Here is a 22,495-nt window from a genome sequence, read left to right on the forward strand (position 1 = left end):
TGTGGAATACTACAATAATCTAACCCTAGTGCACAATATATACTTATTTCTAAATATGAAAGTAGGGGATGTTATGGCTGGAGCTTCTATCCCATTGTCGGAAGCGCTGAATGGCAACAAGCTTGTGATCACTGGCATCGAAGTGCAGGGGGTGCTGCGGAGAAGGCTGCTTGATCTCGGATTTGTGGTCGGCAATGCCGTTGAGGTTCTGCGGCGCAGCCCGCTCGGAGACCCTACGGCTTTTCGGGTAAGCAATACGACCATTGCCCTGCGCCGGGAAGAAAGTTCGCTGATCTACGGAGAAATCATTGGAGGTGAAGAAGGATGAGTCAATTTACTGTCGCGTTTGCAGGCAACCCCAATACCGGAAAAAGCACGCTCTTCAACCTGCTGACCGGCCTGCGCCAGCACACGGGCAACTGGGCGGGCAAAACCGTCATCACCGCCGAAGGCGAATTCACGCACAAGGGCCACGCCTACCGGGCGGTTGACCTTCCCGGCACTTATTCACTGTACTCCAATTCTGCCGATGAGGAGGCCGCGCGGGATTATATTATTTTCGAGCAGCCGGATGTGACGCTAGTGGTACTGGACGCAACTTCGCTGGAGCGCAATCTTAATTTAGCACTACAGGTGCTGGAGATTACCGGGCGTACCGTAATCTGCATCAACCTGATTGATGAGGCCCAAAGGCTGGGCATCACCATCAATTTGAAGGCCATCGCGAAGCGGCTGGGCGTCCCCGTTGTGGCAATTTCAGCCCGGAATAAAATCGGCATTGAAGCTCTGCTGGACCAGATCGAACGTGTTGCTACCGGGGCATTCACTGCACCGCCGCTGCGCATCGCCTACAGCGATGAGATTGAACAGAGCATTGCCGAGCTTGTACCCCTCGTTGAGCAGACGGTTGGTTCCAAATATCCGGCGCGCTGGATTGCCCTGCGGCTATTGGACGGTGACGACAGCTTACTGGCCTCGCTCAAAGAACATATGAACCGCAAACCTAGTCTCGTAGCAAAGGAGGCCATAAGTCATGGAGTCACCGCATGCCATTAAAGGAACAGACGCTATGGATTCCCTGCTGTCGGCAGCGAAGAAGCTGGCGGACAAGGGCGCGATCCGGGATGAGATCGTCAGCGGCATTTATGGCGTATCGGCGGGAATCTGCCGGGATGCCGTCACCTATCAGGACCAAAAGAAGCTCACCAGCACTTACAAGCTGGACAATATCGTCACCTCTAAAATCTGGGGTTTCCCCATTATGCTTGCCGGTCTCGGCCTGGTGTTCTGGATTACGATTGCCGGAGCGAACTACCCTTCGAGCTGGCTCGCTTCCCTCTTCGGTTGGATTGAGGGTTATCTGAACGCTGGCTTTGAAGCGGTGAACGCTCCCTCCTGGCTGCATGGCGTGCTTGTGCTGGGGCTGTACCGCGGAACCTCCTGGGTGATCAGCGTCATGCTGCCGCCTATGATGATTTTCTTCCCGGTGTTCGCGCTGCTGGAGAATTTCGGCTATCTGCCGCGCGTGGCTTTTAACATGGACCGTTTGTTCAAAAAATCCGGCGGCCACGGCAAGCAGGCCTTAACGATGTCGATGGGCTTTGGCTGCAATGCTGCCGCCATTCTCTCCACCCGCATTATCGAATCGCCCCGGGAACGGATGCTGGCCATTCTGACCAATAACTTTGTTCCCTGCAACGGGCGCTGGCCGACGCTGATTCTGCTCTCATCCCTGTTCATGGTCGGAGGTGCTGCAGCAGGTGCAATGCAAACTTTATCGACCGCCCTCGTGCTAATGGGAATCGTGCTGATCGGCATAATCGTTACCCTGACCGTCTCCTGGGTCATGTCAAAAACCGCTCTGCGTGGAGTGCCTACCCATTATACCCTGGAGCTTCCGCCGTACCGCCGCCCGCAAATCTGGAAGACCATACTTATCTCCTCCAAGGAAAAATCCCTGAACGTGCTGACCCGGGCCATCGTTGTTGCCGCTCCTGCCGGAATCATCACCTGGATCCTCGGCAACGTGTTCATTGGCGGGGACAGTGTACTTAATCATATGGCGGCTTTCTTTGATCCTTTTGCCGGGCTGCTCGGGCTGGACGGCTTCATTATTATGGCCTTTATCCTGGGGCTGCCGGCCAATGAAATTGTGCTGCCGATTCTCCTGATGGGCTATATGTCCTCAGGTGCAATGGTTGATGTTGATGGTCTCGGCAGCATCAAGGACATCTTTGTAAGCCACGGCTGGACCTGGCTGACCGCGCTTAACATGATGCTTTTCTCCCTGCTCCACTATCCTTGCGGCACTACGCTTGTAAATATCTACAAGGAGACCCGCAGCATGAAATGGGCTGTGCTCTCCGCCGTCATTCCGCTTGCGATTGCCATTGGCGTAACCTTTGCCATTGCACAGGCGGCCCGCTTGTTCGGCTGGGTGTGATGCACAAAAAACTCCTTCGCAGCTCTTACTGTGAAGGAGTTTTTCATTTGCCCGGGTCAAAGCATTTCCTCAATATCACATCCCCTGCAGTCTGTTCGCAGAGTCCTCATAATGCCCTGCCAGCCTTAACCTGAAAGTGGTTCTAACGCTTGGCGACAAGGCCTCCACCTGTAAAATAGCCGTGAGCAGCTCTTTATTCCGTATATCCTTATACATAGCATCATTGACCATTGCAATCGAGATTTGTGCGGGATGGGGTTTGGAGCGAACGAATGGACTCTCAATGCTAACCCACCCTTCCTCTAGCACACGCATGAGAAAACCGGTTCTTCCTGAATTTTGGAAAAGGAGCGGCAGTTCAGGACTGGCAAATTTTTTAGCCAGCTTATGACATGGGGGGCGGGGCTGGGTAACCTCAATCAATGCCTCCCCCCACATGAAAATATCACCGATATGTATTTCCGATTCCCTCATCCCTTGTACTGTAAGATTTTCTCCGAAGGAACCCAAGGGAAGCTCCCGGCATAACTCCTGCTCCCAGTCCTCGTAATATTCTTCCGGATAAACGCAAAGCGCTTTGTCCGGTCCGCCGTGCCTGACTTGGTTCGCCTGTTCGTCTCCTTGCAGACCCAGAGCAGATAAGAACACAAAGTCTTTGGTTGGCTTTTTCGTTATCGCAGACAATACACGTTTCCCTTCAAATTCAATCCACTCGGATTTTCCGATGTTCACAGAACAGATCCGCATTCCCATTCCACTCTCCTTACACCGCTGTATCCGTCTGCAGCTCCTTTTGCGCCAACGCGACTTTCTGATTCTGTGCATTACGGATAAGCTGATAGATAGCCACGCCACAGAGAACCAGCAAACCAGCGATTAGCGAAAACATCGTGCTCCCGCCGAACTGTTCAAAGATCACTCCGAAACAAATGGGGCCGAGAATTTTGGGAATCTGCATGTATAGGCCAAAAATAGAGTTGTATCTTCCTCTCATGCCTGCGGGAGCGGCGATAGAAACATACTTTTGCAAATGGATGATGCCAATAATTTCGCCTACGGTGAAGATTAGCTCCGTGACCACCAATACGAGGAAAGATGTCGCAAATCCATAACCCAGACTTACGATGGCAAACAGCACATAGCTGATCAATATCATGGACTGCGGCGATTTGTTCTCCGTCTTCTTAGGAAGCCAGACCATCAGCAGGATAACAACAACAGAGTTAATCGTCATCAGCCCGGCAAAGACGGAGGACGCATTAGAAAAGTTTGTTTTCAAATGTAAAGGAAGGGTGGTTTCCACCTGGGAATACAATAGCCCCACAGGAATCGCGAGCAAGGTCAACAGGTACAACAATCTGTGCCCCCGGTATGGAAGTCTGGCAGAATGGGCTGCAGGCTTATCCGCCAGCAAGGTATCCTTCGGGCGTGTCTCCGGCACCTTCCACCAAATGAGCAGAGCGAACAGAACAAAGGATGCCGAGCAAATGATAAAGATAACATTCTGATTCAATAAATACACGGCCAAGCCCAGTAAAGGCCCCAGCGCACCGCCAACATTGACTGCACCATGAATAAGGGCGAAGGCCTCCGCGCGTTTCTCCTCAGGAACAATATCAGAAATCTGGGCATTGGCTGCAGGCAAAAACATCGGCATGCCCATGCCTCCAAGCACAGAAATCAGAATAAGCATCCACAGCGTATCGGCAAATATGAAACCAAGCATGGACAAGGCCTGAATCGCAAGCGATACAAGCATAACCGGCTTGCGCCCGTAACGGTCAGCCAGCCCTCCTCCCCAGAAGCTCAGCATAATTCCCGCCAGCGGCTGAAGACCTACAACCAGCAGAGGCATCAGCACAGTTCCGCCAAGCTTATCCGAGATATAGAAAATAAGAAAAGGCCGGATCATAAATGTAGTCAGCGCACACAATCCGGTTCCAAACACTCGAATCCATAGAATGGGGTCATGTCGTCTAAAATAAGAAAAAGTAAGCCGCATGGAAGAATCATCCCCTCCTTGTTCTATTCAACGATGCCCATATGCCCGTTATTCTCGTGGGACAACTCCCAGGTACGCAATTCATAGTTCTCTTTGCCTGACAAAACATAAGGATCACGTTCTGCAATCTGCACAGCTTCTTCTTTGGAGGCTGCGCGTATAATGACCATACCGCCGGCATAATCCATAAACGGCCCGCACATCACCAATTTCCCCTCCCGGTCAAGCTCCCGCAAATGGTTCACATGGGCGCGAATGAGCTCAAGACTCATTTTTTCACTGGTTACATGACTGAGCAGAATAACATAACGAATATCTTCATCTCTAGTAATATAGCTCATTTGTAATATCCCCTTTTTTATTAGACTGTGATCCGGTCAGCAGATACTGGTGCAGAATGCAGCCAGCAGTGCGTATCATCAGCCAGATAGTCGTTATACAGGCCATAAGCCACTCCGCGGCAGCCGCCGCATTTTTCCCGAATCCCGCAGCTTCCGCAGTTTCCGCCCAGGTTGCTCCGGTCACGCAATTGCTGGATGACAGGAGAGTTGTCCCAAATCTCCTTCAAAGGACGTTCCTTTACATTGCCCAAATGGACCGGAAGCATAACACATGGAGTAACGAAGCCATCTGCAGAGATATAGCCTTGCGCCATACCAGCCTGACAGCCGCGAAACCCCTCTTGGCAAGCCAAATCCGGATCGACCAAAGCCATTTGCGCCAAGTGGCTGCTGAACTTCATGCGCCCTTTAAGCTGCTCTCTTTTGTTCACCCATAGCTCAGCCAAAGACTTCCACTGATCAGGAGGCAGATCCATGCTCTGACTTCCCCGGCCTACGGGAACAAACTGGGAAAGATTGAATAGATGTACACCTTTGGATAGGGCAAATTCAATGACCTGCTCGGTGTGATGCACATTCTCCTTGTGGGGAGTAAAACAGAGATGCGTCTGGAGCCCTGACTCAAGCGAAGCATCAATGGCCCGCTCCACCCGGTTGAACAGCCCCTTCAGCCCGCGCACATCATCATGCGTCTGGCCTATGCCATCGAGGCTGATCTGAATACGCTGAAGTCCTAGTGCTCTCAATTCCTTCGCTCTTTTCAGATCCAGATGCCAGCCATTGGTTCCCAGACCCACCTGCATATGATGATGAACAGCGAGTTTAAGGATGCTTTCGATATCCGGCCGAAGCAGCGGTTCCCCGCCCGATAAGGCCAAATCAATACATCCTATATCCGCCAGTTCTTCTATCAGGTGCAAGGCCCGTGCCGTATCCAGTTCGCCCGGAAGACAAGTTCCAGAGCTTGACGAGCAATGAATGCAGTGGGCATTACACAGATTAGTAACCGACCAGACCATATGCACAGGATAGCGGAACCATTCCTCCACCATTTTTGACCAGCTCCGTTTCATGTAATTATCCGTATATTTCAAAGCATTCCCGGTTGCTAAAATACAACGCAATTATATTTCGAACGTCATCCACACTTATCCGGTCGATGAATGCCAGAAGCTCCTCCAGAGGAACCATACGTCTGTGGCGCATCCAAGCCTGGGCAATCGAGACCGAACGGCTGTGGGAGACGGAGGCATCCAGGGCCATTTGTGTTTTTACTTTTTGCTTGGCACGGTTGAATTCGCGTGGTGTGATACTTCCATTCTCCATCTGGCGCAGCTCGGCCAGCAGCTTTTCCTTGATCCCTTCCAGCTCGGCAGTCTTTGCCAGCCCGTAGATTTTGAACAGCCCCTTGCCTCCCAATACGGAGTAGACACAGGTGAGCTGCTGGGCGATTCCAGGGGCGACGATCACATTATAGAGCCTTGAGCCGATGTAATTATCGTCACCCAGCAGGGTACACAGCAAATGGACTGCATAATGCTCTTTATCTTCAAGCGGCGGGAGACTCCAGGCCCATACCGAGTAACCTAGTTCCGCACGCGCCCGCGAGAGATTCACAACCGCAGGTTGTGTCATTTGAGTCTGTTCCAGCTCGGCCGGAAGATTCGGCTCCTCCCAATCCTGTAACGCTTGCAGGCAGGATTCTAGTCCGCTACACTTTTCCAGGCTGCCGGCAATCACCAGCAGAATATTGGAAGGGATATAATGCTGCCGATGAAATTGTCGAAGCTCCAGAGAGCTAAGTTTGAGAATATCCTCATCCTGGCCGATCAACAGCTTGCCCAAGCGCCCGGGATACACGGTTTGATGAAGCGCATGAGTAATTCTGCTCCTCGGTTCCTCTAATTGTCTTGATAATTCCTTGCGGATAATATTCTGTTCCAGGCCAAAATCCTCTTCCCGCAAAAGCGGCTGACGAATCATATCCATCAACGGAAAAAAGATTCCCGGCAATTCCTCAGGTGTGGAACGGCTATAGAAGCAGGTATATTCCCACGTGGTAAAGGCATTCATCGTCCCTGACATTTGAGTAAATTCCGGACTCATGGCTCCCTTCGGATAAAGCAGCGATCCCCGAAACAGCAAATGCTCCAGCGCATGTGCTGTCCCTGTCTGTTCCTCAGCCTCATGCCTTGCCCCGCTCAGTACAAAAAATCCGGCCGTCACACTTGCCATTGAAGGCATATCCTCCGTGATTACGTTCAGACCATTTGGATACTTCCACTGCGAATAGGCCATAACGTCCCCCTAATGATTCATTACTAGCGCTGAAGCGGATACCGGACCAAGCGTCACCACACCTATGTCTGCAGCCGGGGCGGCGTTCTGTAAAGCGGCCTGAATAGCGTCTGGGGTAACCGAGCTTATAGCTTCCTTCATGGCGGTTAATGTCCCGGGGTATCCCGGATACCATGCAGCGGTCAATAGCGTGTTCATCCTGGAAGCTGTGCTCTCCGATCTTAATACCATCTGGTTTAAAAGCTGGTTCTGGGCGGCCTTGACCTCCTCCCCGCTTATACCGTTGTTCCTGATTTGCTCCACTTCCTGAACGATGGCAGATGCCGCCCAGGATACGGAATTCGGTCCGGTGGCCAGATAAAAGGTCATGAGTCCCGTGTCCCGGAAGGACATTAGACTGCTGCGCACTTGATAGGCCAGCCCTTTTCGCTGCCGGATGCTTTCAAAAAGTCTGGAGCCGTCTCCTCCGCCCAAGGCTTGCGACAACACAGCAAATGCGAAAAAATCAGGATGTCTGCACGATACACAGGGTAGCGCCGCCCCCAGATGAACGAGTCTGCCTTCCTGTTCTATGGAATACGCGCAGGATTGCCAATAAGGAGGTTCTTCCCGGGGAATACTCAGGGAGTCCTGTACGGTAACGGCTTCTTCGAACGCATCCAGCAGCTTTTCCAGTCTGTCCTCTGAAATGCCTCCAACGACAGCAAGCACACAATTATTCGGAACGTACAGCCGTTCATAGACGCTCTTCACCTTGGGGAAATCCAGCTTCACTATATCTTCAACAGGGCCTACAGCTGACCGGCCGATGGTCTTGCCCCCGGACATTCGCTCACGCAATACATCCATTACATACGCATTCGGTTCCTTCCGGCGTTTGCTTGAAAGAACTGCTGCATACTCCTTGCTGGCCGCAAAGGTCCCAGGGCTGGGTTCAAACTCCAGAATATCCTGCATAAACAGTCTGAAGACCGGCTCAAATTGATCACAAAGCACTGTAGTCCAGTGGCGTGTCCATTCTATATTAGAAGAGGTTTTCACATTAGCCCCGTAATCTGCCAAAATTTCAGCGCGATCCTTTTCCTTCTGCTCTCTTCGCCATATCCAATGTTCGAGAATCCGCGAGCTGCCTATTTCATCCTCCGCTTCAAGCCTTGCACCCGCACCCGCAAGCAGACCCAGCGATACTGTGTTCATCCCTGCTAATGGAAGATGAATAATGTTCAGTCCACTGCTTAACCTTCGGCAGGATGCTCTGCTCTGATCCATTGGCTGCCTCCTTTCAAGTAGAAACGGCTACGCCGTCCTTAAAAGAACGGCATCCGTTTCAGCGAGAAATATAAGGATAAAGTATAGCGTGAAACTTATACTTTCTTATATTTTTAAAAAGAACCTCCGGCAGCGCCCGAGGCTCCTTTCTAACTAAATTACTCTCCAGGCAATAACAGATAATTCCCCTAAATCTACGATATCCAGTTCTTGAATGGCTGCCAGCAAATCAGCGTCTTCCATCTCCGCCATGTTATCACGGGCGATGTCCCACAGCATTTCTCTGGTTGCTTCCATTTCCTCACCTCCTCTCCATAGAACTGATCAAGCTACCTTCAATAAGCCCCGTTTCAGCAGTTTCTGAAGTAATCCGTCCACTTCCCCGCGTCCCTCTTCACACTGGAAGGCTGGAATGGATCCCTCAACAAGCCCTGTAATTTCGGCAACCCGGGCGGGATGCTCACACAGCTTCAGTATGGTATAGGCCAGACGGGACAACACATGGAGCTCGTCCGTAGCCGGGTTGTACACCACGTACTTGCGGTTTTCCTCTTTGCGGGTAACAATACCTGCTGCGAGTGCCAGCACCGTATCCGAAGTTAAATTTGGCATCATCTAATCCCTCTCCTTCTACACTTGAACTGCTTCAGGAACTACCCAGCAATAAGGGTCACCCATTGAAGCATCGTTATGATAGGCCAGTGCCGCCGAGCGGCATCCTCCGCAGATGAACTTATGCTCACAGGTGCCGCAATTCCCTTCGTTTCTTGTTGTTCTGTCCCGGATATTCGCCAGAACCGGCGAGTGGCTCCATATTTCCTGGAAGCTCATCTCACGCAAATTGCCTGCTGTGAGCGGTAAAGTCACGCAAGGGGTGACATCGCCGTTAACCGTGATACGGGCGGTAACATAACCAGCACCGCAGCCGATATATTGCGCTGCCTGCTCTGGCGGCAGCATCAACGCAACACGGCAGTCATGCCAATATATCTTCAGCTTTCCGGCGTATTCCTGCTGCATGGAGATCCATTCCACTATTACATCGCGAAGTTCATTCGGCGTAAGCGCCAATGCCTGATCCCCTCGTCCTGTGGGAATAAATTCGGAAAGATTTACCCCATTTGCACCGAGTCTCGCGGCCAATTCTACAACCTTGCGGCCATCCTTGAAATTAAGCCGGGTCGGCGTATACCCGACGGTTACATTAATTCCGTGCTTCACCAATGTCTCTATGGCTCTAACAGCTTTGTCAAACAGCCCTTTGACACCACGCACCTGCTCATGCACTTCCGCCGTTGCTCCATCAATACTGACACAAATCCCGGATACTCCCGCCTCGATGATCTTGCGGCACATCTCATCATCAATCACAGCTCCATTGGTGCCGATCGAAACCATCATTCCCTGTGACGAAGCACGGGAGGCTATGTCCATCCAATCGGGCCTAAGCAGAGCTTCTCCCCCGGAGAGTCCAAGCAGAAGGACTCCGGCTTCAGCTAATTGATCCACTACGGAAAGAGCCTCCGCTGTGTCTAGTTCGTCCGGGTGCCGGCGGCCTGCGCCTGAATAGCAATGCACACAGGTGGCGTTGCACAACAGGGTAATCTCCCACACCAGGTAGAACGGAGCTTTGAACTGATCCTGTATCGCTGCTATATTACTCATATTTTCCTCCCTCACCGGGACCGCTTGCTCCCGGCTTTCAATATGTGATACAAAATTAACATATACTAGGAGTGGGAGAATCGTACAATTGAGGTATTTTTGAAAAAAATTAGGATATTAAGTCGTAAAAAGGATCATCCCCTCAGTCAGCTACCGGGAGATGATCCTTTTCTATTGCCTATTAAATATTATTTAAGCAGCTCAGCAAAAAAGAGCGACACTGCTTCCTTCTGAGTGTGTACTCCAAGCTTGCTCAACAGATTACGGATATGGGTTCGCACCGTAGTGTAAGAAATGTGCAGATCCATAGCAATCTGCTGCGCCGTCTGTCCTCTGGATAATAAGTCCAGCACTCTATTTTCTTGTGAGGTCAGCTTATCGGTCAGGGAAAAAACTGCGGCCTGTTCGAGAGTTACCCAGATCAACCGCTTATCGTAGCTGCTGGCCCGGATGCTTTTCAGTAAAGGAAACCTTACCGAACCACGTTGAACATATACTCTGCGTGATCCATTGCAATTCTTCATATGCTGTGCAGCACTCAGAACCTGGCAGGTTTTGCAGAGGCTGTTCCCGGTACAATCACTGAATAGATCGAGGGAACGGCAAGTCTCACCAACCGCTTGTGCGGCCGAAATACCAAGCAGCGTACCAATCTCCGAGCTCCATTGTAAGATATGACCCGTCTCATCAATGATAAAATAGCAGTCAGAAGTACGCTTGATCCAGCTCATATCCTCTACATCGGTGATGAAAGGCGCTTTGAGCTCACCCATCCCATTACCCCCAATCTCCAAAAAATGGTTAGCGAGTCCGTCTGGATGCAGATCCCATAAAGAAAAATTAATTGAATAATTTTCTATTTATTTGATTATAGCATTGCTTGCCAGCCTGTCAATTCTGGTAGGGTTATGTAATTAAAAAGAAAGGGCCGGCCATGAATCCGGCCAGCCCCATAGGCAAGAGAGGACATTACTCCTCTCAACTGCCCTATTATTTTTTCACTTTGAAGCCATATGCCTGCATAAGTTTGTCGAACACGGCTGTGTTTTCAAACACTCCAGTGAAGAGCTGGGCGTTTTTGCCCATAGCGGTAACCGGAATGTCAACTGCAGTGTGGCCGGAGGTTGTCCAATCCACGACAAAGTTAGCTTTGGAATTGGCAATCGCAAAAGGACCGTCCTCTTTGGAGATGCCATCTCCCGATTCATCCTCAGCGTCTACCGGTTCAATGGAGAGTCCGCCTGTTTCATGGTCGGCAAGCACCAGAACCAGGGTGTCCGGGTTCTTTTTGGCGAAATTTTTGGCGACCTGAACTGCTTTATCCAGCTCCTGGCCGGATTTGATCGTCATTTTGGCATTGTTTTTGTGGGCAAATTCATCCGTGCCTTCTTCCTCTACCATCAGGAAAAAGCCCTTTTTGTTCGTTGACAGCGTGTCAATCGCCTTCTGGGTCATCTCTGCGAGGGAAACAACAGGGTTGTAGATATCCCCTTTGCCTTCTTCATTCTGCTGGAACATTTCCTCGTTGGCGAACAGCCCGAGCAGCTTGCCGTTCTTGGCCTGCTTCAGACCGTCCTTGGTCGATACGTAGTTGTATCCAAGCGATTTTGCTTTTTCAACCAGATTGCCCTGTGTTCCCTTGCTCTTCTCCGAAGGATCTTCAGCCGGTGCGTCCGGGAACTTGCCTGCTTCTCCGGCCGGATACCAGAAATCCTCGCCGCCACCGAGCAGAACATCCACTTTGCTCTTCGTCAAAAGCTGCAGCGCGATGTCGCTTTGCTTCGAGCGGTCTTCCACGTGTGCGCCAAAAGCGGCACCTGTAGCATCCGTAATCTGGCTGGTCGTTACCACGCCTGTGGATTTGCCGGCATTTTTGGCGTATTCCGCAATGGTGGCTACCGATTTTTTGTCGGCATCCATGCCGATTGCGCCGTTATATGTTTTCACCCCACTGGCATATGCCGTGGCTGATGCAGCCGAATCTGTAACAGGTACTGTAGAGCTCGTATGAATCAGACCCGCGTAAGGCATATCGTCCATAGCCAATGTGCCTTTTTCGCCTACAGTTGCCAGCCGAATCGCATTGCGTGCCGCTGTCCCCATGCCATCGCCGACAAAGAGAACAACATTCTTCGTCTGTGAGGTCGCTGCTTCTGCCTGTTTTGCAGGCTGTGTACTCACTACACCTGTAGCCAAAAGCGCACCTGCTGCAGTTACGGTTAACGCAGTCTTGAATCTATTCTTTTTCTGAGAACTCATATATACCCTCCTTAAGTTTGTTTTACTACCTCATACTAGAGTAGAAATATTAGGGGGATATTTTCTGGAAATCTATCTAATGTTAAACAGAGTGCGATATATGCAATGTTTGTAAAATGAATGCAAAATCTTACTTTTGTAGATGCGGCGCATTTGGCCCGTGGGAACTTTGAGTTTTAGGGGAGCGATGTACATCGGTGGATGGGGATTCCGGTTGTTCGGGAACGGAGGCGGGTTGGGGAGCGGAGGGGCCAAGGCTGGAGTGGGTTGGGATGTGGGGAGGCTGCAGACGGTGCGGGCTGGTATGCGAATGAGCTAGGAGACACCCAGTAAATATGTATTGTGAAAAATCTGACGACTCACCTCACTCCCTCTGCTCCCCCCGCTGCTTAATTGCACTCTGTACACTTAAAATGAGCATTTGAAGACTAATATTACTTTTAATTGCAGTTCGTACAGCTAATGCACCGAAATATCGCCATACTCCTGAGTTTAGGAGATTCTAGTTGCACAGAATACAATTAAAACCCTGTTGGGCGCAGAATTGAGCAATATAGTTGTACGAAGTACAGTTAAGCTGCTGAGGGAGCTGCTTAATTGCACTCTGTACACTTAAAATCAGCATTTGAAGACTAATATTACTTTTAATTGCAGTTCGTACAGCTAATGCACCGAAATATCGCCATACGCCCGATTTTGGGAGATTCTAGTTGCACAGAATACAATTAAAACTCTGTTGGGTGCAGAATTGAGCAAAATAGTTGTACAAAGTACACTTAAGCTTCTGAGAGAGCTGCTTAATTGCACTCTGTACACTTAAAATCAGCATTTGAAGACTAATATTACTTTTAATTGCAGTTCGTACAGCTAATACGCCGAAATATCGCCATACACCTGAGTTTAGGAGATTCTAGTTGCACAGAATACAATTAAAACCCTGTTGGGTGCAGAATTGAGCAATATAGTTGTACGAAGTACAGTTAAGCTGCTGAGAGAGCTGCTGATTCAGTCTGTATTACTAATTCTATTGTATTTGATACATTAGATTGATCATCACAAGTTGTGAATATAGCTTCTGATGTATATTGTGCAATAGATTTTCGAGCAACCCTCACAAAATGGCTGTTTTCCGGAATTCTGCTGTATAAAGTGCAGTAGAATCGCTTTCAGCACCTATTTTGCCTGATTCTACTGTACAAAGTGCAGTAGAATTGGAGCTGAAAGAATATTGGGGGGTTTGGGGGGTTTGGGGGGTTTGGGGGGCTTGGGGGCTTGGGGGGCTTGGGGGGGCTTGGGGGGACTTGGGGACTTGGGCAACTTAGCGGCTTGGGCGACTTGGCGGCTTAGGCGCTTAGCACCCTTTACGCTCCTCCCACGCTTGCGAAGCACAACCCTTCCGCCTGTCAAAACTCCCGCGCAAGTGCCGCAAGACGGCGCACCCCTTCGCGCAGCACGCCTTCGCTGGCGAAGGAGTAGCTGAGGCGCAGCCAGGACTTCATTTCCCCCAGCGGATCGAGAATTTCCCCCGGGACAAAGGAAATGGACTCCTCCATACAGCGGGCAAGCAGCGCGGCCGCGGAAATATGCTCCGGCAGCTTCACCCACAGGTTCAGCCCGCCTTGCGGCGGCGTCCATTCCCAGCCGGTGGCAGCCAGCTCTTCCTCCACGATCTCCTTATGCACCTGGAGCGCGATCCGCAGCTTGCCGAGATGCTGCTGCAGGCGCGGCGTGGTGTAATAGTGCAGGAAGATTTTCTGATTCAGAATCGGCGTGCCGTTGTCCGCCAGCGATTTGGCGGTAATCAGCCGCTCCATGAACGGATAGCGGCAGCCGACTGCGCAGATCCTCAGGCCCGGAGCGACGTATTTGCTGAAGCTGCCGATATAGATCACCCAGCCCTCCGTATCATAGGCAAAAAAAGGCGGCGGCGGCTCCTCCTCAAAATACATATCGCGGAACGGATCATCCTCCACCAGCAGGCAGCGGTAGCGCTCCGCCAATTCGACCAGAAGCTTGCGCTGCTGTGCCGGAACCGTGTAGCCGGTCGGATTATGGTGCGTCGGATTCATGTAGAACATCCTCGGCCGGTGCCTGCGCATCAGCTCCTCGACCTGCTGCAGATCATAGCCCTGCGGGGTGATCTCCACCGGCACCAGCCGCGCCCCAAGGCGCCGAAAGATATCCATAGCCACGCTGTACGTCGGCCGCTCCACCAGCACAGCATCCATCGGACCGAGCACAACGCCCGCGATCAAATTGATCGCCTGCTGACCACCCGAGGTAATCAGCAGCTCGCGCGGCGATAGCTGCAGCCGGTGCTGCTTCTGAAAATGGATGCTAAGTGTCTCCCGAAGCTCTTCATCACCCTGCACGGAGGAATAGGTTCCCATCACCTTCGGGTAGAGGTCAAATACTTTTTTTACATACTCGGACAGGAACAGGTTGGGCAGCAGACCCGGATCAATCAGCGCCTGCGAGAACTGATAGCTTACGGGCATCCGCTGAATATCGGACATTGGATTCGCCAGCACGTATGAGGCTACATTCGCTCCCTCTGCCATCTTGTCCGCCGCACTGCTGCCTTGGGCCACATAATAGCCGGATTTGTCTTTTACATACACCTTGCCATCTTCGGTCAGCGCCCGGTAAGCCTTGAAAACCGTAAGCCTATGGACCTTCAGTTCCTCAGCCAGCAGCCGGATCGACGGCAGTTTGTCATGGAGTTTCCATTCTCCGCGCTCGATCCGGTTCTGTATGTACTGGTACACCTGGCGAAACAAGGGATGAATCTGTTCTGCACCTGCCGCTTTTTTCATAAGTCTGCCGCTCCCTTCCACAATGACTGCTCCTAGCAGCCATATCCAAGTTCCGTCTTCATCAGCTTCTTCATGGACCTATTGTACACCATATTGTATTTCAACTGTTCTGTTACCTAGAATCTGTTCTGTTCCCAACCCTATATGATTAACAAAATACTTCAACGACTGCCACACTACCATTACAAAGGGGAACAGAACATGATTATGCTCGCTTACTCGCTCGTCTGTCTTATTTTTGGCACCACCTTCCTGGCTATCAAAATCGGCGTGGACGCCGGTGCACCTCCATTCTTCTCGGCGGGGTTGCGTTTTTTCATTGCGGGTGCCGTCCTCTTCCTCTTCATGGTCATTAGAGGCAAAGCCAGTTTCGCCCTGCTCCTGCGCAAAGAAATGCTCCTCACCGGCGCCACGCTGACCTTCGGGACGTTCTCCGCGCTGTATTGGTCCGAGCAATATGTCTCCTCGGGGTTCGCAGCCGTGCTGTCGGCTACCGGTCCGATGATGATTCTGCTGATGCAGACCGCTTTTCTCCGGCAAAAAGCTCCCGCCTACTCGCTGATCGGCTGCATCATCGGCTTCACTGGCGTATTGCTGCTGGTTCTGCCGGGCCTTGCAGTGGATGTCTCCCCTCTGTGGGTTATCGGCTGCACTGTCATCCTGATTGGTGAATGCGGCTACTCGGTGGGAGCGATCTACTCCAAAAAAGTAACCAGCACATTCTCCAGCGAGTCGCCTGTCGCCCTGAACGCGGCACAGATGATGTACGGGGGAGCGTTGTTGTTCATTCTGTCCCTGTTCACAGAAAAGGTGCACCCTGAAGTACTTCTGTCCTTCAAAACAGCCGGCTCCCTGCTCTACCTGACGGTTGTCGGCTCCATGGTTGCGCATACGCTATTTTACTGGCTGGTCGCGAAGACCAATCCTGTCTTTCCGTCCACCTGGCTCTATATCTCTCCGCCGATTGCGGTAGGTGTAGGTTTCCTGTTCTACGGGGAGACTGTTACCTGGATTACTGTGCTTGGCGTCTTCACCATCATTGCCGGGACCATTCTTGTGAACGCTGGCGCACTGAAGCAACTGTTGCTCAAACCGAAGCGGAGTACCCCGCTGGCACAACCGGCGGCAGATGCAGCTATTCCACGGAAGCAGGTTTTGTAGGACTGGGGGCTGAGGCTGGTGCGGGGACCGGGGCGCTAAAGGCTAGTGACCCTTTGGCTCGCGATAAAAACGGCAGTTCTGCCGTTATTTTTGCGCAAACTGGCCTCTCTGCCTCTAACAACGGCGTTTCTGCCGTTATTTCCGAGTAAACTACATCTCTGCCTCTAACAACGGCAGAAATGCCGTTATTTTCGAGTAAACTGGCCTCTCTGGCTCCAACAAGAGCGTTTCTGCCGTTAATTTTGGGCAAGCCAACTGGAGATCACTTAACAACGGCAATTCTGCAGTTATTTTCGAGTAAACTGGCCTCTCTGCCTCTAACAACGGCGTTTCTGCCGTTATTTCCATGAAAACCAACCACGGCCCCTTCAACAACGGCGCTTCTGCAGTTATTACCGTGCACCCCAACCGTGCCCCTCCAACAACGGCAGTTATGCCGTTGTTTTGGCCTGCGCCCCCGAGCGCGGCGATATCGTAGCCTTCCCCGGCTATGATATCCGCAACAACGGAGAAGCGCTCCTTTTTGCAAATAAGGTCCCCAGTATTCGCAGCGCGCAGCATTTCCCCCGAAGCCGGTAACGGCTAATCCTCACCTGAGCATAGGCTGCTCGCTAAGTAAGGAAACCGTCTATTTTTCATCAAATAAATATATATGACGTATTATATGTTGCATTAATGATTATTATTGCGTATTATATAAGCAAGTTAAGGGTTGTTAATCCTATTAAGACGTACGAATGAGAGGGGGAATCCGCGCACGGTGCTCCTTTTCTCTAGAAGGGCAGCCTGAATGTATTCGGAAAGTGGAGGGAACCTGTGATCGAACTGACATCCCGTCAACTGCAAATTATTGATATTGTGAAAAAAAGAGCGCCGATTACCGCCGAGCAAATTGCGGAACAGCTCAACCTCAGCAAGCCAACGATCCGCTCGGACTTGTCCGTGCTCGTTATGCTGGAGTACATTGACGCCAAACCCAAGGTCGGATATTTTCCCGGCAAAAAAGCCTCAGAACGCCTTGGCAACGGCTATCTGCTGCAGGAAACCAAGGTTAAGGACATTCAGAGCATTCCAATTATCATCCGCGAGACTACAACGATTCAGGATGCCGTGGTTACGCTGTTCCTGCAGGATGTCGGTACGTTGATCATCTGCGATAGCGAGGGCAAGCTGACCGGAGTGGCTTCACGCAAGGATTTTTTGAAGGTTACGCTGGGCAATCCCGGCGCGGTGTCCATGCCTGTGAGCATGGTGATGACCCGCCAGCCCAAGGTGGTGACGGTTTCTCCCGAAGATACGGTGCTTGATGCCGCGCAAAAAATGATTTTTCATGAGGTAGACAGTTTGCCTGTGGTCATTCCCGGCACTGTGGAAGAAGCAGGTCTGCGGCTGGATGTGGTAGGCCGGCTGACGAAAACTTCCATCGTCAAACTTCTCCTCGATCTCGAAGCCAAAGGATAACGGGAGGAATTCAAAAAGCATGGAGCCATCCTCACATTTCATTACGATATGCTCTGATTCTATAGGGGATACAGCGGAGGCTGTCGTGCAGGCCGTCATCCACCAATTCCAGAATCAGCGTGTCACGATCAGAAGATACGGCAATGTAAGACATGAAGACGAACTGCGGAAGCTGATGGAGGAGACTGCACAGTTGCAAGGCTTTGTCGCTTATACGCTGGTCCAGCCCGAGCTTCGGGAGATGATCCGTGAGGAAGCGGTGCGCCTCGACCTGCGGATTGTCGATATTATGGGCCCGATGATGCAAGCCTTCATTGACACCTTCGACGATGCGCCGCAGGCGCGGCCCGGGCTGCTGCACCAGCTCGACGAAGACTATTTCCGCCGGATCGAGGCGATTGAATTCACAGTTGCCTGTGACGACGGCCGTGATCTTGGCGCAATGCTGAAGGCGGATATTGTGCTGCTGGGCATGTCCCGCACCTCCAAGACTCCGCTCAGCATTTTCCTGGCCCACCGGGGCAAAAAGGTCGTAAACTATCCGATTGTCCCGGAGATCGGCCCACCCCAGCAGCTCATGAGCCTGCCGCCGAACCGGCTGATCGGACTTACCATGAAACCCGAGTACATGCTGACAATCCGCTCCGAACGGTTGAAGCAGCTCGGCCTCCCGGCTGGCTCACAGTACGCCAGTATGGAGCGCATTACAGAGGAGATGGAATACGCTGCGGCGCTGTTCGCCAAGCTGGGGTGTCCGGTCATTGATATCACCAACAAAGCCATTGAAGAAACAGCAGGCATTATTATGGGGCATATTTCCGATTCCCCGTAAGCTTAAATTATTGTGGGCCGAAAGCCAAATATACAGAAAATATACTGGAGGGAAATCATATGGAACGCGAATTGGCACTGGAAATTGTACGGGTAACTGAATTGGGCGCCTTATCCTCCGCCCGCTGGATTGGCCGGGGCGATAAAAATGCTGCGGATGATGCAGCCACAACTGCCATCCGTTCCATGTTTGATTCCGTCTCCATTGACGGGACTGTGGTCATCGGCGAAGGCGAGATGGATGAAGCGCCGATGCTCTATATCGGGGAGCGTGTCGGGAACCAGAACGGCCCTTCGGTTGATGTTGCCGTTGATCCGCTGGAAGGCACAGAGGTAGTGGCCTGCGGCCTACACAATGCGCAGTCGGTTATCGCTATTGCGGACCGGGGCAGCCTGCTGCATGCGCCCGATATTTACATGGAGAAGCTGGCCTGCGGACCCGAGCTGGCCGGCAGGCTCAGCATCGAAGACCCGGCTGAGGTCACGCTGCGCAAAGCCAGCCTCATTACCGGCAAAGCGCTCTCCGAGCTGACGGTGATGGTCCTGGACCGCAAGCGGCATGAGAAGCTGATCGCCAGCCTGCGCGGACTCGGCGTGCGCGTCAAGCTGATCGGCCACGGCGATGTGGCCGGGGCTATCGCTGCGGCGCTGCCGGACAGCGATGTCGATCTCTACATGGGCTCCGGCGGAGCACCCGAAGGCGTGCTCGCTGCCGCCGCGCTGAAATGCCTCGGCGGAGAGCTGCAGGGCAAGCTGCTGCCGGAGGGTCCCTTCGAGCTGCAGCGCTGCCTGATGATGGGGCTCGACAATCCAACACGCGTGCTGTCGATGGAGAATATGGTCGGCACCGGCGACGTCATCTTCGCGGCGACCGGTGTAACCTCCGGCGAATTCCTGAACGGAGTCCGTTTCATCGGCAAGGACCGCGCCGAGACCCATTCTGTCATTATGCGGGCGCAGAGCCGTACCATCCGTTACATCCGCAGCATTCATTTTCTGCCGGGCAAGGAAATCCCGCAAGTGGCTGCCAGCCATCAGAATGCCGCTCTGATCTGATCCAGCTCCGCTGAAACTGCGCATATTGCTACTGCCAGAAAATCCAGCAAAGGGTTTTCCAGCGTCCGTCAAGACGCGGGAAGCCCTTTGTTTTATTTTCCATCCTCCATCCGCCCATCTGGCATCAAATAAAGACACATTTTTATCAAAAATCCCGAATTGAAGTCAGGTAATCTAACACTAATTTCATGGTTTTTTTCCATTTGTTAAGCCTTTAGGAACATTGCGCACAGCCTCATTACAGAAGCTGCAAAAGGGACTATACTCCTCATAAGATGTGGAAACAATATTCACACTCACAAGGAGGTACAGCGATGAATATGCGCTTGAAGGTGCTTAAAAAACACCTGCTGTTCTGCTGCAGCGAGCACTGTAATAATCAGGATGTGGAAGATGTCATGCAGGAATTCAAGGAACAGCTCGTGGAACATGGCATCAATAAAACGGTCAAACTCAATAAAACAAGCTGTCTCGGGCTGTGCGGCAACGGGCCGTTTGTGATTGTGTATCCCGACGGCATCTGGTATTACAATGTGACCACAGACGATGTGGCGCGGATTGTTGAAGAGCATCTGGTGAACGGCGAGCCGGTGGAAGAGCTGGTTATGCTGAAGATGGAAGCTTAAATTTCTCCCCGCCTAAAACCCTGTCTGCATTAAAACCATTCTGAGCCAGGTCCCTCCCCGGCCCGCTCCTCCTGCTTTAAGTCCCATCCTCTGCCTGGGGGCCGGGACTTTTTGCAGACTTTGTATACTGCCCGCCATAATGGTCCTGTTTCCCGCTCAAATTACAACCGCCCTTTGATTAGAATGGCAGCGTTTGGGTTAATCAGCCTTGAAGATTCTATTGTATAATGGGGTAAATGCGCATCTTGCCAAGAACAACCTTATACCGAAAAGAGGCTGAAGCATGGCCATATTCAAATATAATTCAGAACGCCCCTTCCGGGGCAATCCCGATCTGCATCTGCATTATTGGGGACGCGAGCAGTGCGCTCCCGGACACAGCGTTGGCCCCGGCGTGCGCGACATCTACAAAATCCACTTTATTCACGAAGGAACCGGCAAAGTGGCTGTCGGCGAAGAAACCCACATTTTACAGCCTGGACAGGCCTTCCTGACTTATCCTCATATCGTCACCCATTATGCAGCGGACACGGATCAGCCCTGGACGTATTCATGGATTGCTTTTACGGGAGAAGAAATTAGTTACCTGCTGTCCAAAACCTCTCTCACACCCGAGCACCCCATATTCCCGATGGATGATCAGCTCATGCCCACCCTGTACGACCGGCTTACCCTTGCGGCGGACAACACGGACAGCCTTGATTTTCCGCTGAAAGCAATTATGTATGAGTTCTTTGGTCTGCTGCTGCGCACGGTTCCGGCGGCGGCGGATATCTTCCCTATTCCACGCCAAAAGAGCATCTACGTCGAGCAATGCCTCCACTATCTGCATGCCCATTACTGTGAAAATGTCACCGTGGAGATGATGTCCTCCTCCCTGAAGCTGGACCGCAAATATTTATCCGCGCTGTTCAAAAAGACCGTCGGCCTGCCGCCGCAGCAATATCTGCTTAATTTCCGCATCGCCAAAGCATGCGAACTGCTAACGGAAACGAGCTGTACGATCGGTGAAATCTCGCGGTCTGTCGGCTATCAGGACCCGCTGCTTTTTTCGCGCATGTTCAAGAAGGTCAAGGGCTGCTCCCCCAAGGAATACCGCATCCGCCATGCCAATAACGACATTGTTCTATAAAAATCTTCCTTGCTGACATACGTTTGCCGCCGCGCATCCGCTACAATAAGAGCGTAACCAGGATGTAAGCAGCGGGCGCTTTCGCGTGATTACTCTTGGTGATTACAACCTTTCATCTAGGAGGTAAAAAATGTACAACGCTAATCCTGAACGTTATGCGAATATGAAATACAACCGTACCGGCCGCAGCGGCCTGCTCCTGCCGGCGATTTCGCTTGGCCTCTGGCATAACTTTGGCGGCAATGATGTGTTCGAGAACGGCCGCGCTATGGTCAGACGCGCCTTCGATCTGGGCATCACCCACTTCGACCTTGCCAACAATTACGGACCGCCTGCTGGCTCCGCCGAAGAGAACTTCGGGCAGATTCTCCGAAAAGACTTCGCCGCCCACCGCGACGAGCTGATCATCTCCAGTAAAGCCGGCTATTACATGTGGCCGGGCCCTTACGGTGAGTGGGGCTCCAAGAAATATCTCGTTTCCAGTCTCGACCAGAGCCTGAAGCGGATGGGGCTGGACTATGTGGATATTTTTTACCATCACCGCCCGGACCCGAATACACCGCTGGAAGAAACAATGGCCGCGCTGGATTTGCTTGTGCGCCAAGGCAAAGCGCTGTATGTCGGCATCTCCAACTACAAGGCCGAGGAAGCGCGGGAAGCGGCGCAGATTCTACGCCGTCTCGGCACGCCTTGTCTGATTCATCAGCCGAATTATTCCATGATGTCACGCTGGATTGAAGACGGGCTGCAGGATGTGCTGGCTGATGAAGGCATCGGCACCATCGCCTTCTCCCCGCTGCAAAAAGGCATCCTGACCGACCGATACCTGAACGGCATCACCCCTGATTCCCGCGCAGCCGGACCAAGCGTGTTCCTCTCCGAGAAGGAGATCACCCCCGAGGTTATCGGCAAGGTAAGCAAGCTGAATGAACTGGCTGCCGCACGCGGGCAGAAAATGTCACAGCTCGCCCTATCTTGGGTGCTTCGCGGGGGTAAGGTCACTTCGGCCCTGATCGGCGCGAGCAAGGTCAGCCAGATCGAAGACGCCGTGGCTTCCTTGAACGCACCGGAGCTCAGCGCGGACGAGCTGGAGCAAATCGAGACTATTTTGCGGGGATAAGCTGAACGATACACA

Annotated in this window: 23 protein-coding genes; 10 read left to right on the forward strand and 13 right to left on the reverse strand. The window is 52.0% G+C overall.

Annotated elements, in window-relative coordinates:
* Positions 1-73 precede the first annotated feature (73 nt).
* Genes AC0LWN_RS16235 through AC0LWN_RS16245 form a run of 3 tightly spaced genes read left to right on the forward strand, consistent with a single transcriptional unit; the run spans position 74 to position 2,443 of the window.
* Positions 74-328, forward strand: coding sequence for a FeoA family protein (locus tag AC0LWN_RS16235; protein ID WP_458967575.1), 255 nt, complete (start codon positions 74-76; stop codon positions 326-328).
* On the forward strand, positions 325-1,056 hold the full coding sequence (locus AC0LWN_RS16240) for a FeoB small GTPase domain-containing protein (RefSeq protein ID WP_474667020.1): 732 nt from the start codon (positions 325-327) through the stop codon (positions 1,054-1,056). Before AC0LWN_RS16235 ends, AC0LWN_RS16240 begins: the two co-directional genes overlap by 4 nt.
* Positions 1,034-2,443, forward strand: coding sequence for a nucleoside recognition domain-containing protein (locus tag AC0LWN_RS16245; RefSeq protein ID WP_474667022.1), 1,410 nt, complete (start codon positions 1,034-1,036; stop codon positions 2,441-2,443). The genes AC0LWN_RS16240 and AC0LWN_RS16245 overlap by 23 nt, the downstream gene beginning before the upstream one ends.
* Positions 2,444-2,518: 75 nt before the next feature.
* Here the strand turns inward: AC0LWN_RS16245 and AC0LWN_RS16250 are convergent, their stop codons facing one another.
* The 12 genes from AC0LWN_RS16250 to AC0LWN_RS16305 all read right to left on the reverse strand — a co-directional run bounded on the left by AC0LWN_RS16250 (position 2,519) and on the right by AC0LWN_RS16305 (position 15,093).
* Positions 2,519-3,190, reverse strand: a complete 672-nt coding sequence (locus tag AC0LWN_RS16250; protein WP_474667024.1) for an MOSC domain-containing protein — start codon at positions 3,188-3,190, stop codon at positions 2,519-2,521.
* A 16-nt stretch (positions 3,191-3,206) separates the two neighbouring features.
* Entirely contained in the window at positions 3,207-4,445 is a 1,239-nt protein-coding gene (locus AC0LWN_RS16255; protein WP_474667026.1) for an MDR family MFS transporter, read from the reverse strand.
* A 23-nt stretch (positions 4,446-4,468) separates the two neighbouring features.
* Positions 4,469-4,786, reverse strand: a complete 318-nt coding sequence (locus AC0LWN_RS16260) for a YciI family protein (RefSeq protein ID WP_474667028.1) — start codon at positions 4,784-4,786, stop codon at positions 4,469-4,471.
* 20 nt (positions 4,787-4,806) lie between these two features.
* Entirely contained in the window at positions 4,807-5,838 is a 1,032-nt protein-coding gene (locus tag AC0LWN_RS16265) for a radical SAM/SPASM domain-containing protein (protein WP_474667030.1), read from the reverse strand.
* Between the two features lie 25 nt (positions 5,839-5,863).
* Complete coding sequence (locus AC0LWN_RS16270; protein WP_474667032.1) at positions 5,864-7,084, reverse strand: M16 family metallopeptidase; 1,221 nt, start codon at positions 7,082-7,084, stop codon at positions 5,864-5,866.
* A 9-nt stretch (positions 7,085-7,093) separates the two neighbouring features.
* Positions 7,094-8,353 (reverse strand): M16 family metallopeptidase, encoded by a 1,260-nt coding sequence (locus AC0LWN_RS16275; RefSeq protein ID WP_474667034.1) that lies wholly within the window; start codon positions 8,351-8,353, stop codon positions 7,094-7,096.
* 153 nt (positions 8,354-8,506) lie between these two features.
* Positions 8,507-8,650, reverse strand: a complete 144-nt coding sequence (locus AC0LWN_RS16280) for a hypothetical protein (RefSeq protein WP_458967566.1) — start codon at positions 8,648-8,650, stop codon at positions 8,507-8,509.
* Between the two features lie 27 nt (positions 8,651-8,677).
* Entirely contained in the window at positions 8,678-8,968 is a 291-nt protein-coding gene (locus tag AC0LWN_RS16285; protein WP_474667036.1) for a PqqD family protein, read from the reverse strand.
* A gap of 15 nt (positions 8,969-8,983) precedes the next feature.
* Positions 8,984-10,018 (reverse strand): radical SAM protein, encoded by a 1,035-nt coding sequence (locus tag AC0LWN_RS16290; protein WP_474667038.1) that lies wholly within the window; start codon positions 10,016-10,018, stop codon positions 8,984-8,986.
* Between the two features lie 188 nt (positions 10,019-10,206).
* The gene (locus AC0LWN_RS16295) at positions 10,207-10,791 is read right to left on the reverse strand and encodes a response regulator transcription factor (RefSeq protein WP_474667040.1); all 585 of its coding nucleotides are present in this window, start codon (positions 10,789-10,791) and stop codon (positions 10,207-10,209) included.
* 217 nt (positions 10,792-11,008) lie between these two features.
* Positions 11,009-12,277 (reverse strand): alkaline phosphatase, encoded by a 1,269-nt coding sequence (locus tag AC0LWN_RS16300; protein WP_458967562.1) that lies wholly within the window; start codon positions 12,275-12,277, stop codon positions 11,009-11,011.
* Positions 12,278-13,680: 1,403 nt separating this feature from the next.
* Positions 13,681-15,093 carry an aminotransferase-like domain-containing protein gene (locus tag AC0LWN_RS16305; protein ID WP_474667042.1) on the reverse strand — a complete coding sequence of 471 codons (1,413 nt, stop codon included), beginning with the start codon at positions 15,091-15,093 and terminating at the stop codon, positions 13,681-13,683.
* Between the two features lie 201 nt (positions 15,094-15,294).
* On the opposite strand from AC0LWN_RS16305, the gene AC0LWN_RS16310 reads away from it, so the two are divergent.
* Positions 15,295-16,254, forward strand: coding sequence for a DMT family transporter (locus tag AC0LWN_RS16310; protein WP_474667044.1), 960 nt, complete (start codon positions 15,295-15,297; stop codon positions 16,252-16,254).
* A 150-nt stretch (positions 16,255-16,404) separates the two neighbouring features.
* Here AC0LWN_RS16310 and AC0LWN_RS16315 read toward each other — a convergent pair whose 3' ends face one another.
* A complete protein-coding gene (locus AC0LWN_RS16315) occupies positions 16,405-16,815 on the reverse strand; it encodes a hypothetical protein (RefSeq protein ID WP_474667046.1) in 411 nt (136 codons plus the stop codon).
* A 255-nt stretch (positions 16,816-17,070) separates the two neighbouring features.
* On the opposite strand from AC0LWN_RS16315, the gene AC0LWN_RS16320 reads away from it, so the two are divergent.
* The 6 genes from AC0LWN_RS16320 (at position 17,071) to AC0LWN_RS16345 (ending at position 22,480) form a co-directional block, all read left to right on the forward strand.
* Positions 17,071-17,715 (forward strand): helix-turn-helix transcriptional regulator, encoded by a 645-nt coding sequence (locus AC0LWN_RS16320; RefSeq protein WP_458967559.1) that lies wholly within the window; start codon positions 17,071-17,073, stop codon positions 17,713-17,715.
* Positions 17,716-17,734: 19 nt separating this feature from the next.
* On the forward strand, positions 17,735-18,547 hold the full coding sequence (locus tag AC0LWN_RS16325) for a pyruvate, water dikinase regulatory protein (RefSeq protein ID WP_458967558.1): 813 nt from the start codon (positions 17,735-17,737) through the stop codon (positions 18,545-18,547).
* 59 nt (positions 18,548-18,606) lie between these two features.
* Positions 18,607-19,602, forward strand: coding sequence for a class II fructose-bisphosphatase (gene glpX, locus AC0LWN_RS16330; protein WP_474667048.1), 996 nt, complete (start codon positions 18,607-18,609; stop codon positions 19,600-19,602).
* Between the two features lie 314 nt (positions 19,603-19,916).
* Positions 19,917-20,228, forward strand: a complete 312-nt coding sequence (locus tag AC0LWN_RS16335; protein ID WP_474667050.1) for a (2Fe-2S) ferredoxin domain-containing protein — start codon at positions 19,917-19,919, stop codon at positions 20,226-20,228.
* Between the two features lie 283 nt (positions 20,229-20,511).
* On the forward strand, positions 20,512-21,360 hold the full coding sequence (locus tag AC0LWN_RS16340; protein WP_474667052.1) for an AraC family transcriptional regulator: 849 nt from the start codon (positions 20,512-20,514) through the stop codon (positions 21,358-21,360).
* A gap of 130 nt (positions 21,361-21,490) precedes the next feature.
* Positions 21,491-22,480 (forward strand): aldo/keto reductase, encoded by a 990-nt coding sequence (locus tag AC0LWN_RS16345; RefSeq protein ID WP_474667054.1) that lies wholly within the window; start codon positions 21,491-21,493, stop codon positions 22,478-22,480.
* Positions 22,481-22,495: the final 15 nt, after the last annotated feature.

The organism is Paenibacillus sp. sgz302115, assembly GCF_056120445.1.

Bases quoted from the DNA above. Each gene is read 5' to 3' on its own strand.
- AC0LWN_RS16305 (WP_474667042.1), bottom strand. From the start codon at position 15,093: ATGAAAAAAGCGGCAGGTGCAGAACAGATTCATCCCTTGTTTCGCCAG.
- AC0LWN_RS16315 (WP_474667046.1), bottom strand. From the start codon at position 16,815: ATGCTGCGCGCTGCGAATACTGGGGACCTTATTTGCAAAAAGGAGCGC.
- AC0LWN_RS16255 (WP_474667026.1), bottom strand. From the start codon at position 4,445: ATGCGGCTTACTTTTTCTTATTTTAGACGACATGACCCCATTCTATGG.
- AC0LWN_RS16295 (WP_474667040.1), bottom strand. From the start codon at position 10,791: ATGGGTGAGCTCAAAGCGCCTTTCATCACCGATGTAGAGGATATGAGC.
- AC0LWN_RS16310 (WP_474667044.1), top strand. From the start codon at position 15,295: ATGATTATGCTCGCTTACTCGCTCGTCTGTCTTATTTTTGGCACCACC.
- AC0LWN_RS16335 (WP_474667050.1), top strand. From the start codon at position 19,917: ATGAATATGCGCTTGAAGGTGCTTAAAAAACACCTGCTGTTCTGCTGC.
- AC0LWN_RS16250 (WP_474667024.1), bottom strand. From the start codon at position 3,190: ATGCGGATCTGTTCTGTGAACATCGGAAAATCCGAGTGGATTGAATTT.
- AC0LWN_RS16245 (WP_474667022.1), top strand. From the start codon at position 1,034: ATGGAGTCACCGCATGCCATTAAAGGAACAGACGCTATGGATTCCCTG.
- AC0LWN_RS16300 (WP_458967562.1), bottom strand. From the start codon at position 12,277: ATGAGTTCTCAGAAAAAGAATAGATTCAAGACTGCGTTAACCGTAACT.
- AC0LWN_RS16325 (WP_458967558.1), top strand. From the start codon at position 17,735: ATGGAGCCATCCTCACATTTCATTACGATATGCTCTGATTCTATAGGG.
- AC0LWN_RS16275 (WP_474667034.1), bottom strand. From the start codon at position 8,353: ATGGATCAGAGCAGAGCATCCTGCCGAAGGTTAAGCAGTGGACTGAAC.
- AC0LWN_RS16285 (WP_474667036.1), bottom strand. From the start codon at position 8,968: ATGATGCCAAATTTAACTTCGGATACGGTGCTGGCACTCGCAGCAGGT.
- AC0LWN_RS16290 (WP_474667038.1), bottom strand. From the start codon at position 10,018: ATGAGTAATATAGCAGCGATACAGGATCAGTTCAAAGCTCCGTTCTAC.
- AC0LWN_RS16270 (WP_474667032.1), bottom strand. From the start codon at position 7,084: ATGGCCTATTCGCAGTGGAAGTATCCAAATGGTCTGAACGTAATCACG.
- glpX (WP_474667048.1), top strand. From the start codon at position 18,607: ATGGAACGCGAATTGGCACTGGAAATTGTACGGGTAACTGAATTGGGC.
- AC0LWN_RS16345 (WP_474667054.1), top strand. From the start codon at position 21,491: ATGTACAACGCTAATCCTGAACGTTATGCGAATATGAAATACAACCGT.
- AC0LWN_RS16235 (WP_458967575.1), top strand. From the start codon at position 74: ATGGCTGGAGCTTCTATCCCATTGTCGGAAGCGCTGAATGGCAACAAG.
- AC0LWN_RS16280 (WP_458967566.1), bottom strand. From the start codon at position 8,650: ATGGAAGCAACCAGAGAAATGCTGTGGGACATCGCCCGTGATAACATG.
- AC0LWN_RS16260 (WP_474667028.1), bottom strand. From the start codon at position 4,786: ATGAGCTATATTACTAGAGATGAAGATATTCGTTATGTTATTCTGCTC.
- AC0LWN_RS16265 (WP_474667030.1), bottom strand. From the start codon at position 5,838: ATGGTGGAGGAATGGTTCCGCTATCCTGTGCATATGGTCTGGTCGGTT.
- AC0LWN_RS16340 (WP_474667052.1), top strand. From the start codon at position 20,512: ATGGCCATATTCAAATATAATTCAGAACGCCCCTTCCGGGGCAATCCC.
- AC0LWN_RS16240 (WP_474667020.1), top strand. From the start codon at position 325: ATGAGTCAATTTACTGTCGCGTTTGCAGGCAACCCCAATACCGGAAAA.